General features: G+C 54.8%; 12 protein-coding genes. 2 read left to right on the plus strand and 10 right to left on the minus strand.

What is annotated here, in order from left to right; genetic code table 11:
* Nucleotides 1–29: 29 nt before the first annotated feature.
* On the minus strand, nt 30–2,057 hold the full coding sequence (gene rep / locus O1V65_RS17905; protein ID WP_017492506.1) for a DNA helicase Rep: 2,028 nt from the start codon (nt 2,055–2,057) through the stop codon (nt 30–32).
* A 186-nt stretch (nt 2,058–2,243) separates the two neighbouring features.
* Here rep and ppiC point away from each other — a divergent pair, with 186 nt between their 5' ends.
* Nucleotides 2,244–2,525, plus strand: coding sequence for a peptidylprolyl isomerase PpiC (gene ppiC, locus O1V65_RS17910; protein WP_017492505.1), 282 nt, complete (start codon nt 2,244–2,246; stop codon nt 2,523–2,525).
* Between the two features lie 96 nt (nt 2,526–2,621).
* Here ppiC and ilvC read toward each other — a convergent pair whose 3' ends face one another.
* On the minus strand, nt 2,622–4,097 hold the full coding sequence (gene ilvC / locus O1V65_RS17915; protein ID WP_017492504.1) for a ketol-acid reductoisomerase: 1,476 nt from the start codon (nt 4,095–4,097) through the stop codon (nt 2,622–2,624).
* Between the two features lie 290 nt (nt 4,098–4,387).
* Between ilvC and ilvY the strand changes: the two genes are divergently transcribed.
* Nucleotides 4,388–5,290: an HTH-type transcriptional activator IlvY gene (ilvY, locus tag O1V65_RS17920; RefSeq protein WP_017492503.1), complete on the plus strand. Its 903-nt coding sequence runs from the start codon at nt 4,388–4,390 to the stop codon at nt 5,288–5,290.
* Nucleotides 5,291–5,308: 18 nt separating this feature from the next.
* Here the strand turns inward: ilvY and O1V65_RS17925 are convergent, their stop codons facing one another.
* From O1V65_RS17925 to O1V65_RS17960, 8 genes are all read right to left on the minus strand, one after another.
* Entirely contained in the window at nt 5,309–6,010 is a 702-nt protein-coding gene (locus O1V65_RS17925) for a DUF2461 domain-containing protein (RefSeq protein ID WP_017492502.1), read from the minus strand.
* A gap of 31 nt (nt 6,011–6,041) precedes the next feature.
* The gene (ilvA, locus tag O1V65_RS17930; RefSeq protein ID WP_017492501.1) at nt 6,042–7,586 is read right to left on the minus strand and encodes a threonine ammonia-lyase, biosynthetic; all 1,545 of its coding nucleotides are present in this window, start codon (nt 7,584–7,586) and stop codon (nt 6,042–6,044) included.
* 4 nt (nt 7,587–7,590) lie between these two features.
* Nucleotides 7,591–9,441, minus strand: coding sequence for a dihydroxy-acid dehydratase (gene ilvD, locus O1V65_RS17935; RefSeq protein ID WP_026110615.1), 1,851 nt, complete (start codon nt 9,439–9,441; stop codon nt 7,591–7,593).
* A 70-nt stretch (nt 9,442–9,511) separates the two neighbouring features.
* Nucleotides 9,512–10,444, minus strand: a complete 933-nt coding sequence (locus O1V65_RS17940) for a branched-chain amino acid transaminase (RefSeq protein ID WP_017492499.1) — start codon at nt 10,442–10,444, stop codon at nt 9,512–9,514.
* Between the two features lie 15 nt (nt 10,445–10,459).
* Complete coding sequence (gene ilvM / locus O1V65_RS17945) at nt 10,460–10,735, minus strand: acetolactate synthase 2 small subunit (RefSeq protein ID WP_017492498.1); 276 nt, start codon at nt 10,733–10,735, stop codon at nt 10,460–10,462.
* Nucleotides 10,732–12,378, minus strand: coding sequence for an acetolactate synthase 2 catalytic subunit (gene ilvG / locus O1V65_RS17950; RefSeq protein ID WP_269129913.1), 1,647 nt, complete (start codon nt 12,376–12,378; stop codon nt 10,732–10,734). The genes ilvM and ilvG overlap by 4 nt, the downstream gene beginning before the upstream one ends.
* Nucleotides 12,379–12,524: 146 nt before the next feature.
* Nucleotides 12,525–12,626 carry an ilv operon leader peptide gene (gene ilvL / locus O1V65_RS17955; protein ID WP_081601417.1) on the minus strand — a complete coding sequence of 34 codons (102 nt, stop codon included), beginning with the start codon at nt 12,624–12,626 and terminating at the stop codon, nt 12,525–12,527.
* Nucleotides 12,627–12,758: 132 nt separating this feature from the next.
* On the minus strand, nt 12,759–13,997 hold the full coding sequence (locus tag O1V65_RS17960; protein ID WP_017492496.1) for an MFS transporter: 1,239 nt from the start codon (nt 13,995–13,997) through the stop codon (nt 12,759–12,761).
* Nucleotides 13,998–14,044 lie beyond the last annotated feature (47 nt).

Here is a 14,044-nt window from a genome sequence, read left to right on the forward strand (position 1 = left end):
ATGCAATATAATTAACGTATCAGGGAGCCTTAGGCTCCCTTTTTCTTGGCCTCGGCCAGCTGAGCGCGGATCTTCTCCAGATGGCTCTGTCCCTTCACCATCCTCTCCTGTGGCGACACCACTTTACGCTCGCTTTCCCAGGCCAAATCATCCTGCGGTAATTCATGCAGGAAGCGGCTTATCTCCGGGCGGATCAGCTCGCCGTACTGCCTGCGTTCACGGCAGTGGCTGAAAATCAGCTCTTTCTGCGCACGGGTAATGCCGACGTAGGCCAGTCGCCGCTCTTCATCGACGTTGTCCTCATCCATACTGCTTTGATGCGGCAACAGCCCCTCTTCCATGCCAATCAGAAACACATAGGGAAACTCCAGCCCCTTAGAGGCGTGCAGCGTCATCAGTTGGACCTGATCCAGCTCCTCTTCGCTCTCACCGCGCTCCATCATGTCGCGCAGCGTGAAGCGGGTCACCACCTGAGTCAGCGTCATCGGCTCATCGAGGTCGCTGCCTTCGAGCATTTCCGTCATCCAGCTGAACAGCTGATTGACGTTTTTCATGCGCATTTCCGCCGCTTTCGGGCTTGGCGAGGTTTCGAACAGCCAGCTTTCGTAATCCATGCCGTGAATCAGATCGCGAACGGCGGCGATGGGTTCGCGCTCGGCCAGTTCGGCGATATTGCCCATCCAGTGAGTGAATCGCTGCAATGCCTCGAGTCCCCGGCCGGTCAGATACTGGCTCAGTCCTAAGTCGAAGCTCGCCTTGAAGAGGCCTTTATTGCGCTGGTTAGCCCATTCACCGAGCTTTTGCAGCGTTGCGGCACCAATCTCACGCCGTGGAGTGTTGACGATGCGCAGGAAGGCGCTGTCGTCATCAGGATTGGTCAGCACCCGCAAATAAGCCAGCAGGTCTTTGATTTCAGGCCGCGAGAAGAACGACGTACCGCCAGAAATACGGTAGGGAATACGGTTCTGCATCAGCATCTTTTCAAACAGCCGCGACTGGTGGTTTCCGCGATACAGAATGGCGTAATCGCCGTAATTGGTTTTTTTGACAAACCGGTGCGCAATCAGCTCACCCACCACGCGCTCTGCCTCGTGATCTTCATTATTGGCGGTAATCACCTTCAAGGGTTCGCCATAGGCCAGCTCGGAGAACAGCCTTTTCTCAAACACGTGCGGGTTGTTGGCAATCAGGATGTTGGCAGCCTTGAGGATACGCTGCGACGAGCGGTAGTTCTGCTCAAGTTTGATAACCTGCAACGCGGGGAAATCCTCTTTTAGCAGCACCAGGTTTTGCGGACGCGCACCGCGCCACGAATAGATTGACTGGTCGTCGTCGCCGACCACGGTAAAGCGAGCGCGATTGCCCACCAGCAGTTTAACCATCATGTACTGGCTGGTGTTGGTGTCCTGATATTCATCGACCAGCAAATAACGCAACTTATTCTGCCAGCGCTCCCGTACCTCCTCGTTGCGCTGAAGGAGCAGCGTCGGCAGCAGGATCAGATCGTCGAAATCGAGGATGTTACAGGCGCGCATGTGGTCGTGATACAGGCTATAACAGTGGGCAAAAATCTTGTCGCGTTCGGAACGCGCAGTCTTCGCCGCCCCCGCCGGGTCGATAAGATCGTTTTTCCAGTTGGAGATCGTCGAGATCAACTGTTGCAGCAACGTCTTGTCGTTTTCGAGCCATTTTTCACTGAGTTCTTTCAGTAACGCCAACTGGTCCTGATCGTCAAACAGCGAGAAATTGGATTTCATGCCGAGTGCTGCAAATTCGCGTTTTATGATTTCCAGTCCCAAGGTATGGAAGGTAGAAATCAGTAGCCCGCGCGACTCTTTTCGCCCCAGCGTTTGCGCGACGCGCTCTTTCATCTCGCGTGCGGCCTTGTTGGTAAAGGTCACGGCGGCTATATGACGCGCCTGGTAGCCGCATTCACGGATCAGGTGAGCGATTTTGTTGGTGATAACCCGCGTTTTACCCGAGCCGGCACCGGCCAGCACCAGGCAGGGTCCGGTAACAAATTCGACGGCATGTTGTTGACTGGGATTTAATCGCATTGGGTTAATTCTGCTCACTTGATAGACGCGGGACGGCGATTGTAGCAGAAACTTCCGCCAGAAAAGACAGTCAAAAGTGTAAGGTTCAGCGGTAAGACGGCATTGTGCGGTCCACATCCGACGTGGCAAATGTTACATTACGCCCCTGAGCAGTCTTTGATTAATCTTATCTAAAGGTCCCTTATCATGGCGAATACCGCTTCTGCACTACACATCCTGGTGGATGACGAAAAGAAAGCCAACGAGCTGCTGGCTCAGCTGCAACAAGGCGCTGATTTCCAGGAACTGGCACGCAAGCACTCAAACTGCCCGTCCAAGCGCGACGGCGGTTCACTGGGTGAATTCCGCAAGGGTGACATGGTGCCAGCTTTCGATAAAGTGGTCTTCAGCGGTGAACTGCTGAAACCTCTTGGCCCGGTTAAGACCCAGTTCGGTTACCACCTGATCAAGGTTCTGTACCGCAACTAAGTTTGCTCCACAGAACGCAGTAAAAGAAAAAGCACCGCCAAGGCGGTGCTTTTTTACTTTTTATTATCGGATACAACCGTAACGCGTAAACCGGTATTAGCTTGCTACTGCGATACGTTTCATGTCGGTCATGTAGCCGCGCAGCTTGTGGCCAACCGCTTCGATAGCGTGGGCACGGATAGCTTCATTCACGTCGCGCAGCTGAGCATTGTCAACCTCGGTCGCGGCAACAGGTTTACCCAGGTCGCCCGCTTGCAGGGTAGTCATGAACTCTTTCAGCAGCGGTACTGCCGCGTTAGCAAACAGGTAGTTACCGTATTCTGCGGTGTCAGAGATAACCACGTTCATTTCGTACAGACGCTTACGTGCGATGGTGTTCGCAATCAGCGGCAGCTCGTGCAGTGATTCGTAGTAAGCGGATTCTTCGATGATGCCAGAGGCCACCATGGTTTCGAACGCCAGCTCAACGCCTGCTTTCACCATGGCAATCATCAGAACGCCGTGGTCGAAGTACTCTTGCTCAGAAATTTTGCCTTCGAACTGTGGTGCGTTTTCGAATGCGGTTGCGCCGGTCTCTTCACGCCAGGTCAGCAGTTTAACGTCGTCTGCCGCCCAGTCAGCCATCATACCGCCAGAGAACTCACCAGAGATGATGTCATCCATGTGTTTCTGGAACAGCGGAGCCATGATTTCTTTCAGCTGCTCTGACAGTGCGAAGGCACGCAGTTTAGCCGGGTTAGACAGACGATCCATCATGAGGGTGATGCCACCCTGCTTCAGGGCTTCGGTGATGGTTTCCCAGCCGAACTGCAACAGTTTTTCTGCGTAAGCCGCGTCAACACCGTCAGCAACCAGTTTGTCGAAGCACAGCAGAGAACCCGCCTGCAGCATACCGCACAGTATAGTCTGCTCGCCCATCAGGTCAGATTTCACTTCCGCAACGAATGAAGATTCCAGTACGCCCGCGCGGTGACCACCGGTCGCCGCAGCCCAAGCTTTAGCAATCGCCATGCCTTCGCCTTTCGGGTCGTTTTCCGGGTGAACAGCAATCAGCGTAGGTACGCCGAAACCGCGTTTGTATTCTTCACGAACTTCTGTACCAGGGCATTTCGGAGCCACCATCACTACGGTGATGTCTTTACGGATTTGCTCGCCAACTTCAACGATGTTGAAGCCGTGTGAGTAACCCAGTGCCGCACCGTCTTTCATCAGAGGCTGAACCGCTTTAACCACCGCGCTGTGCTGTTTGTCTGGCGTCAGGTTAACAACCAGATCCGCCTGAGGGATCAGCTCTTCGTAGGTACCGACTTTGAAGCCGTTTTCGGTCGCTTTACGCCATGAAGCACGCTTCTCGGCGATCGCTTCTGCACGCAGGGTGTAGGAAACGTCCAGACCGGAGTCACGCATGTTCAGACCTTGGTTCAGGCCCTGTGCGCCACAACCAACGATCACCACTTTTTTACCCTTTAGGAAGCTGGCTTCATCGGCGAATTCATCGCGAGCCATAAAGCGGCACTTGCCTAATTGCGCCAACTGCTGACGCAGGTTCAATGTGTTGAAATAGTTAGCCATGGTAAAACTCCGTTGCGATTGGGGTTGTTAGTACAAAATTGTTGAGCCCTGAATGATTCGAGTCGCAGGAAGGCGGCAAGTTCGTGAGTCCCCGTGGACTTACTCAGGTAAGTGACTGGGGTGAACGAGCATAGCCAATGCATCTGCAGCTTGAAGCATGACGGGTTGCTGTGAAATCACTATATGTCATGCGTTGCATTGCTTAAATTGATATATTACGAAGATGATATTGCATTTTATGCAACGTAAAATAATCCACAGCAAACGCATGACATAGTCGGGAAAAACTTATGGACTTACGCGATCTGAAACTGTTTTTAAATCTGGCAGAAAGCCGGCATTTCGGGCGTTCCGCCAAGGCGACGCACGTCAGCCCGTCGACCCTCTCTCGACAAATTCAGCGGCTGGAGGAAGAGCTTGGGCAGGCGCTGTTTCAGCGTGATAACCGCACGGTGCAGCTCACGCAGGCAGGCGAACAGTTAAAAATCTTCGCCCAGCAAACGCTGTTGCAGTACCAGCAGCTGCGTCATGCGATGGGGCAACATGGCCCGACGCTCTCCGGCGAACTGCGGTTATTCTGCTCGGTGACCGCCGCCTATAGCCATCTGCCGCCGATACTCGACCGCTTCCGCGCCCAGCATCCGCTGGTTGAAATCAAACTGACCACCGGCGATGCCGCCGATGCGGTCGAAAAAGTACAGTCTACCGAAGCCGACCTCGGCATAGCCGGGCATCCTGAAACACTGCCTTCAAGTATAGACTTTACACCGATTGGTGAGGTCACGATGGCGCTGATTGTTCCTTCGCTGCCCTGTGCGGTGAGAACGCAGGTCACGCAGACTTCACCGGAATGGTCACAAATTCCGTTTATCATCCCCGAGCATGGACCGGCGCGTAAACGCATCGACAGCTGGTTTCGTCAGCATAAATTGAATAACCCACTGATTTACGCCACGGTTTCCGGTCATGAAGCGATTGTGTCCATGGTGGCATTGGGCTGCGGCGTAGCGCTAATCCCCGTGGTCGTGCTGGAAAACAGCCCAGACCTGATCCGCAATCGTATTGCGGTGCATGACAACGTGACCATCGGTGCACCGCTGCCGTTAGGCGTGTGCGTGCAGCGTAAACGCCTCAATGAACCGTTGATCGAGGCATTCTGGCAGTCGCTGTTGCAGGTGGAACTGAAGCTGTAGTGCGGATCGTTTTTGCGCTTAAAGATCGGCGGGATCGACCTGTTTCAGGGTTTCTACGCGCATTAACCAGTGATAAAGCGGTTCAAGCCGTTGAAAACCTTTGGCAAGCTCGTCCACCAGCGTCGGGCTAAAAAGCTTTTCGACGTGAAGGTCCGTCGCCATTACTGCGAATGATTTACGGTTGTACCAGGTGGCAATCTCGGGGTTTTGTTCTTTCACCAGCGGGCGTTTATAACTTTCCCCCACCAGTTCGAACGGCGCACGGCAACATTCGGCTACCTCAAGGAAAAGCTCAGGCTGGCGATGTAAGGTATGGCGGAACAGGTCCATGGTCTGCTTGTTGGCGCTGTAGTAACCCAGTCCATAGCGCAGCAAGTCCGGTCCCAACTCGAAGAAATAAACCGGTGCGTCCTTCCAGTCTTTGCTTGGACGCTTGAACGTCAGCCACATACGGCTGCGATAACGGCTTTTGTCGTGTGAGAAACGCGTGTCGCGATGAATACGCGACAGCGTTTTACCGATGGCGGGACGAGTCTCGAACTGCGGATCAATGGCCAGCATGGTCGCACTCAGTGCCTCGACCAACGCCCGAAACGGCGTGAGCAGTTCTTGGTCGTACACCTGTCGATTTGCCTCAAACCACTCTTTGTCGTTTTCAATCCGCACCTGCTGAAGGAAATTCAACCCTTGCTGACTGAAGCCATTAAACGCAGTACTCATACGCCGTCCCTGTTTTAATTTTTATTGCTCGCTATCCCTGCAGGAAGAACCTGAAGGCAGGATTATCCGATTCGTTATGACAGTCATAACCGAGCGCTGAGAGGTTCTTCTCGAACTCCGGCTCCTGATCCGTCAACTCGAACGCTGCCAGCACGCGACCAAAATCGGTGCCGTGGCTGCGATAGTGGAACAGCGAGATATTCCAGTGCGTCCCCAGCGTGTGCAGGAATTTCAGCAACGCGCCCGGCGACTCCGGAAACTCGAAGCTGTAAAGACGCTCGCGCAGCGGCTTGCTCGGGCGACCGCCGACCATATAACGCACGTGCAGCTTGGCCATCTCGTCGTCGGACAAGTCCACCACCTGATACCCGCCGTCGTTCAGCAGATCGATGATTTCCTTACGCTCCGCATGACCGCGCGTCAAACGCACGCCGACGAAGATGCAGGCATTGTCGGCATCCGCGTAGCGATAATTGAACTCGGTCACCGAACGACCGCCGAGCAGCTGGCAGAAGTTCAGGAAACTGCCCTTACGCTCAGGAATGGTCACCGCCAGCAAGGCCTCACGCTGTTCTCCCAGCTCACAGCGTTCAGACACATAGCGCAAGCCGTGGAAGTTAACGTTAGCCCCCGACAACACGTGAGCCAGACGTTCGCCCTGAATATTATGCTCCTGCACGTACTTCTTCAGACCGGCCAACGCCAGTGCGCCCGAAGGCTCGGCGATGGCACGGACGTCTTCAAACAGATCTTTCACTGCGGCGCAGATGGCATCGCTGTCAACGGTTATCACGTCGTCGAGGTATTCACGGCACAGGCGGAAGGTTTCGTTGCCGATACGCTTCACGGCCACGCCCTCGGCAAACAGCCCGACGCGCGCCAAATCAACCGGCTCACCGGCGTCCAGCGCGGCACGCAGGCAGGCAGAGTCTTCGGCTTCGACGCCGATGACCTTGATTTGCGGCATCAGCTGCTTAATCAATACCGCTACGCCCGCCGCCAAACCGCCGCCGCCAACCGGGACAAAGACCCGGTCAAGGTGTGCATCCTGTTGCAGCAGTTCCATCGCCAACGTGCCCTGTCCGGCGATAACCGCCGGATGGTCGAACGGTGGCACAAAGGTCATGCCCTGAGCCTGTGACAGCTCAAGCGCCTTAGCTTTGGCTTCGTCAAAGTTGGCGCCGTGCAGCAGCACCTCGCCGCCAAAATTACGCACCGCATCCACTTTGATATCGGCGGTCGCAACCGGCATCACAATCAGCGCCTTGATCCCCTTGCGGGTAGCCGACAAGGCAACGCCCTGCGCGTGGTTACCGGCCGAAGCCGTAATCACACCGCGCGCCGCCTGCTCTTCCGTCAACCCGGCAATCATTGAATAAGCGCCGCGCAGTTTAAAACTGTGCACCGCCTGACGGTCTTCTCTTTTGACCAGAATGGTGTTTTCCAGACGGGTCGAGATTTTTTCCATGACCTGTAACGGGGTGACCTGCGCCACCTCATAAACGGGTGCTCGCAACACTGCGCGCAGATATTCTGCTCCGCAGGGTTGATCGGGCAGAGGTTGTGATACCGCCATGCAGTTAGCCTCCCAGCTTACTCTTGTCGCGAATTGCACCTTTGTCGGCGCTGGTCGCCAGCAGCGCATAGGCACGCAGGGCGAAGGAAACTTCACGCACGCGGTCTTTCGGCGTCCAGGCTTTGTCGCCGCGGGCCAGCTCGATTTCACGACGCGCAGCCAACTCGCTGTCTGCCACATCCAGCACCATACTGCGGTTAGGGATGTCGATATCAATCATGTCGCCGTCCTGGACCAGGGCAATCAGACCGCCACTGCCCGCTTCAGGAGAAACGTGGCCGATGGACAGACCCGAGGTACCGCCTGAGAAACGGCCGTCGGTGATAAGCGCACAGGCTTTGCCCAGCCCCATCGATTTGAGATAGGTGGTCGGATACAGCATTTCCTGCATGCCTGGGCCGCCTTTAGGTCCTTCATAACGGATAACAACCACATCGCCGGCAACGACTTTACCGCCGAGGATAGCCTCAACCGCGGCGTCCTGGCTTTCGTAGACTTTGGCCGGGCCACGGAAGGTCAGGTTTTCTTCGTCAACGCCTGCGGTTTTCACGATACTACCGTCGATAGCCATGTTGCCGTAAAGCACGGCCAGACCGCCTTCTTTGCTAAACGCATGGTCGATAGAACGGATACAGCCGTCGGCGCGGTCGTTATCCAGCGTGTCCCAGCGGCAATCCTGTGAGAACGCTTTGGTGGTACGAATACCGGCCGGGCCAGCGCGGAACATTTTCTTCACGGCTTCGTCTTGGGTCAGCATGATGTCGTACTGCTGTAGCGTTTCCGGGAATTTCATTTCCAGCACGTTATAGACGTCGCGGTTCATCAGGCCAGCTCTATCCAGCTCGCCCAAGATGCCCCACACGCCACCGGCGCGGTGAACGTCTTCCATGTGATATTTCTGCGTGCTTGGCGCGACTTTACACAGGTGTGGAACCTTGCGGGACAGCGCGTCAATGTCGGTCATGTTGAAATCGACTTCGCCTTCCTGCGCGGCGGCCAGCAGGTGCAAAATAGTGTTGGTCGAGCCGCCCATGGCGATATCAAGCGTCATGGCGTTTTCGAATGCAGCCTTAGTGGCAATGCTGCGCGGCAGCACACTTGCGTCGTCTTTTTCGTAGTAACGTTTAGCCAGGCTAACGATGCGCTTACCGGCAGACAGGAACAGCTCTTTACGGTCGGCGTGAGTCGCCAGCAGTGAGCCGTTGGCCGGCTGGGACAGGCCCAGAACTTCGGTCAGGCAGTTCATCGAGTTGGCGGTAAACATCCCGGAGCAGGAACCGCAGGTCGGACAGGCAGAACGTTCAATCTGCGCGCTGTCGGCGTCACTGACGTTAGGGTTCGCGCCCTGAATCATCGCATCGACCAGATCGAGCTTGATGATTTTGTCTGACAGCTTGGTTTTACCGGCTTCCATCGGGCCACCTGAAACGAAGATCACCGGAATGTTAAGGCGCAGAGCGGCCATCAGCATTCCCGGAGTGATTTTGTCGCAGTTGGAGATACAGACCATGGCATCGGCGCAGTGCGCGTTCACCATGTACTCCACCGAGTCGGCAATCAGTTCGCGAGAAGGCAATGAATACAGCATGCCGCCATGGCCCATGGCGATCCCGTCATCTACGGCGATGGTGTTGAACTCTTTCGCCACACCGCCGGAGGCTTCGATTTGTTCTGCGACCAGTTTCCCCATGTCACGCAGGTGAACGTGGCCCGGGACAAACTGGGTAAAGGAGTTTACGACGGCAATAATCGGTTTATTGAAATCGTCATCGGTCATCCCGGTGGCGCGCCATAATGCGCGGGCGCCGGCCATGTTGCGGCCTTGAGTCGTGGTAGCGGAACGGTACTTTGGCATGCTCTATTCACTCCAATTAATACTTTTATGTGGGCGGCGAAACCGCCGCCCACGGAATATATTTTTAGTCTTATGCAGGGTTTACTGGATCCAACCAACCGTATTTGTCTTCGGTTTCACCGGTGAACAGACCAAAGAACGCGCTCTGGATTTTCTCGGTAATCGGACCACGTTTGCCCGCACCCACCTGGATGCCGTCTACGCTGCGAACCGGGGTGATTTCAGCCGCGGTGCCAGACATGAACACTTCGTCGGCCAGGTACAGAGATTCACGAGACAGAACCTGCTCGCGCACTTCGATGCCCAGATCCTTCGCCAGCTTGATGATAGCGTCACGGGTGATGCCCGGCAGTGCAGACGAGGTGAATGGCGGAGTGAAAAGAATACCGTCTTTCACTTCGAACAGGTTCTCGCCCGCGCCTTCAGAAACGTAGCCGTTCACGTCCAGTGCGATACCTTCCTGATAACCGTGGCGGCGCGCTTCGCTGCCCACCAGCAGGGAGGACAGGTAGTTACCGCCCGCTTTTGCTGCGGTTGGAATGGTGTTGGCCGCTACGCGGTTCCATGAAGAAACCATTGCATCGATACCGTTTTCAAGCGCTTCTGCACCGAGGTACGCGCCCCATGGGAACGCCGCAATGATAACGTCAGTTTCATAACCGTCCGGCGGGTTAACGCCCAGACCCACGTCACCGACGAAGACCAGAGGACGGATGTAGGCGCTTTTCAGGTTGTTTTTACGCAGTACCGCGCGACAGGCTTCCATCAGTTCTTCAACGGACTGTTTTACCGGGAAACGATAGATTTTTGCAGAGTCGTGCAGACGTTGCATATGTTCACGATGACGGAAAACCACTGGTCCTTTGTGCGAGTCGTAGCAACGGACGCCTTCAAATACGGAGGTGCCGTAGTGCAGTGCGTGGGACATGACGCTAACCTTGGCGTCTTCCCATGGAACCATCTCGCCATTGAACCAAATAAAATCAGCTTTCTTCGTAGACATTTCTCAATTCCTTACTTACGCGTTGGCGCGCATTTGTTGGTTAGTTTGTTGTGATGTGTGTTGTTGGACTTCGACGCTGGCGACGTCCATAAGCTTGCTTAACTGTACTGACAGTAAATCTACGGACCGCAGGCTGGCAACGGTCAATTCGATATTAATATTCTCTTCGTTGACCATCGTGCTCATGTTCATGGCGCAGACCTGGAATCCACGGTGACGAACGACGCGCAGTACGCGCTCCAGGACTTCTGGACGGAAACGAGCCTGAATCGAGACGTTGTGCTGCATCATGACATTTTCTCCAACATGGTTTCGTTGCCTGCACCCGGCGGTACCAGTGGCCAGACATTCTGATTTTCGTCGATGGATACCTGAAGCAGGTACGGGCCTTTGCTATTAAAGAAAGCGTCCAAGGCTGCGTCGACTTGGTCTTTACGGCTGATACGTTGGCCCGGGATATCGAATGCGCTGGCCAGCGTAATAAAATCGGGGTTATCTGAGAGGTTGGTTTCACTGAAGCGTCCATCAAAAAACAGTTCCTGCCACTGTCGAACCATCCCTAATCGCTGGTTATCCAGCAGCAGGATTTTCAGCGGCAACTGTTTTCGCTTGATGGTACCCAGCTCCTGTACGTTCATCATGAAGGAACCGTCACCAGAAACGCAGATAACCATATCGTCGGGGCGAGCCACCTGTGCACCGACTGCGGCAGGAACGCCGAAGCCCATTGTTCCAAGACCGCTCGAGGTGATGAAGTTCTCGGGACGTGAGAAGGTCATATGCTGCGCGGTCCACATTTGATGCTGGCCCACGTCAGTCGTCACCACGGTATTGGCATCCATGCGATCGGAAATTTGTTTGAGTAACAGCGGGGCATAAATGGCTTCACCCGGATGGTCATAACGCCACTCGCCGGCCGCTTTCGACGTCATGACTTCATCACGCCATGCGTTGATTGATAATGGCTGTTCCAGCGCAGGCAGCAGGGTCTGCAGGGAACCCTGTAGTGCAACGTGCGCCTGGCGCAGTTTGTTTAATTCGGCCGGGTCGATATCCATGTGGATAACGCTGGCGTTTGGCGCGAAGGTGTTCAGCTTGCCGGTCACGCGGTCGTCGAAACGTGCACCGACGGCGATCAGCAGGTCGCAGGACTGAACCGCCATATTGGCAGCTTTGGTGCCATGCATGCCCAACATACCCAGATAACACGGGTCGTTGGCATCAGGTGCGCCCAATCCCTTAAGTGTAGCAACACACGGAATTCCCGTGGCACGAATAAATGAGCGCAGAGCAGTAACCGCGCCGGCCATCCCTACACCACCGCCGACGTAAAGCATCGGTTTCTGCGCCTTGGCAATCATGTCGTAAGCCTGCTGCAGTTCGGTGGTTGGATGCGGCATCTCTTGCTCGACGGGCATCAGGTGCGGGGTCAAATCACCGACCGCGAGCTGAATGTCTTTCGGGATGTCGATCAGAACCGGGCCCGGACGACCGCTGTTGGCGATAGCGAAGGCTTCGGCCATGATTTCCGGCAGCGCCTCGAGGGATTCAACCAGAAAGCTGTGCTTGGTGCAGGCCAGAGACAGGCCCAATACGTCGATTTCCTGGAATGCATCGGTACCTATCATCGCAGAGCCTACCTGACCGGTGATGGCGACAACAGGAACAGAGTCCATGAGCGCGTCGGCCAGGCCGGTTATCAGGTTAGTTGCACCCGGACCGGAGGTGGCAATACATACGCCAACCTTGCCGGTAGAACGGGCATACCCGATAGCGGCCATTGCCGCGCCTTGCTCATGACGACACAGTAGGTGTTCCACGCCGCCATCGTAGAGTGCATCGTATACTGGCATAATTGCTCCGCCAGGATAGCCAAAGACCATATCCACCCCTTGCGAACGCAACGCTTGTACTACCCACTGTGCTCCATTCATCTTATTCCCCTGCCTTTTTGTCATTAGCGCAGAATATTATGCTGTTGTTCATATTTTCTCCCGCCTCATTCCGCTACATTTTTACCTGGCTAAAAAAAAACCCCCGGACCTTTCGGTGCGGGGGTTCTTTTCAGCTTCAGGCTTGTTTAGTAAGCCTTTCTTCGTCCAAGTGCAGCCCCGCACGGTGGGATAATAATCACCACCACACGAATTACGACTAGGCTTAGCACGAGGACGAGAGCTTTCATTTTTTGGGTTCTTAAATTCTTCTTACGAACGATTGCCTACAGAGTTATCACAGTTATAAGTTCAATGACAACACTTTTCTTTCGTTACCATCTCAGGTTTCTGTACAAAAAATCACAAAAAACTCAGGGTTATCAGGCTCTGGAGCCGACATCTGAGGCTTTAGCATTTGATGCTGCATTTATAACCTTGCCCTGAGTATCGCGCCCGAAGAACACTAGTACCGAAATAACTATTGCCACGGTTCCGGCGACCATCGCCATCGCTAATCCGTAATTGTGACCATGACTTTCTGCGATGTAAGCCTGAAGCGTAGCGTTGACCGAGGCAATCAGATTACCCAATTGGTAAACAAAACCTGGCAGCACGGCGCGCGTATTGGCCGGCACCAGCTCGGTCAAGTAGGTCGGGATAACGCCCCAGGCACCCTGCACCATAAACTGCATCAGGAATGCGCCGATGCCCAGAGTCCAGGAGCCGCCCGCGAAGGCCCACAGCGGCAACACCGGAAGCGACAGCAGCGCCGCGATGATAATGGCTTTTTTACGGCCAATACGCTCGGACAGCGTACCGAAAGTCACCCCACCGATAATCGACGCGATGTTGTAGCAGATAGCAATAATACTCACCGTGTGCGCATCAAAGCCATGCTGGACCTTGAGGAAGGTCGGATAGAGATCCTGAGTGCCGTGGCTGAAGAAGTTAAACGCCGCCATCAGCACCACCAGGTAAACGCAGAGTTTCCAGTGGGACTTTAACACCGGCAATAACGCCGTGCTTTCATGACGCTCGCGCGCCGCCAACCAGACCGGCGACTCCTGAACTTTGAAGTAAATAAACGGCAGCAGCAGCACCGGCACCGCGCCGATGACGAACATACCGCGCCAGCCGACTACGCTGTAAAGCAAGCCATAGACCACGCCTGCCAGCAGGTAACCGAACGGATAACCGGCCTGAAAAATACCTGACATTAGACCGCGCGAACGGTCAGGAATGGTTTCCATCGCCAGTGACGATGCAACACCCCAGACTCCGCCCATCGCCACGCCGTAAATCACCCTGAGGATCAGGAAAACGGTCAGTGAAGGGGCCGCCGCAGTGCACAGCTCGAAGAATGAGAAAAACAGGATGTTAACCATCAGGACCGGTTTGCGGCCAAACTTCTCCGCTGCGCGACCAAACAGCAATGCGCCGATCGGCCTCACCGCCAGCGTTAACAAAATAGCTAAAGTAACGTCTTTTATATCAACGTGATATGAGGTTGCGATATCGCTTAATAAGAAGACCAGTAGGAAGAAGTCAAAGGCGTCGAGTGTCCAGCTAAGAAAGCTGGCGATGGCGACATTGCGTTGTCGGGAAGTCCAACCAAACATGTGATTTACCTTATTCGAATAGGTAGGGGGAAGCTGCTACAGAGAAG

Source organism: Rouxiella badensis, from assembly GCF_026967515.2.
Lineage (GTDB): Bacteria > Pseudomonadota > Gammaproteobacteria > Enterobacterales > Enterobacteriaceae > Rouxiella > Rouxiella badensis.

What these genes read in the sequence shown, in the direction of transcription:
- ilvM (WP_017492498.1), bottom strand. Translation starts at nt 10,735, where the DNA reads ATGATGCAGCACAACGTCTCGATTCAGGCTCGTTTCCGTCCAGAAGTC.
- O1V65_RS17940 (WP_017492499.1), bottom strand. Translation starts at nt 10,444, where the DNA reads ATGTCTACGAAGAAAGCTGATTTTATTTGGTTCAATGGCGAGATGGTT.
- ilvY (WP_017492503.1), top strand. Translation starts at nt 4,388, where the DNA reads ATGGACTTACGCGATCTGAAACTGTTTTTAAATCTGGCAGAAAGCCGG.
- ilvC (WP_017492504.1), bottom strand. Translation starts at nt 4,097, where the DNA reads ATGGCTAACTATTTCAACACATTGAACCTGCGTCAGCAGTTGGCGCAA.
- rep (WP_017492506.1), bottom strand. Translation starts at nt 2,057, where the DNA reads ATGCGATTAAATCCCAGTCAACAACATGCCGTCGAATTTGTTACCGGA.
- ilvG (WP_269129913.1), bottom strand. Translation starts at nt 12,378, where the DNA reads ATGAATGGAGCACAGTGGGTAGTACAAGCGTTGCGTTCGCAAGGGGTG.
- ilvL (WP_081601417.1), bottom strand. Translation starts at nt 12,626, where the DNA reads ATGAAAGCTCTCGTCCTCGTGCTAAGCCTAGTCGTAATTCGTGTGGTG.
- ilvD (WP_026110615.1), bottom strand. Translation starts at nt 9,441, where the DNA reads ATGCCAAAGTACCGTTCCGCTACCACGACTCAAGGCCGCAACATGGCC.
- ilvA (WP_017492501.1), bottom strand. Translation starts at nt 7,586, where the DNA reads ATGGCGGTATCACAACCTCTGCCCGATCAACCCTGCGGAGCAGAATAT.
- ppiC (WP_017492505.1), top strand. Translation starts at nt 2,244, where the DNA reads ATGGCGAATACCGCTTCTGCACTACACATCCTGGTGGATGACGAAAAG.
- O1V65_RS17960 (WP_017492496.1), bottom strand. Translation starts at nt 13,997, where the DNA reads ATGTTTGGTTGGACTTCCCGACAACGCAATGTCGCCATCGCCAGCTTT.
- O1V65_RS17925 (WP_017492502.1), bottom strand. Translation starts at nt 6,010, where the DNA reads ATGAGTACTGCGTTTAATGGCTTCAGTCAGCAAGGGTTGAATTTCCTT.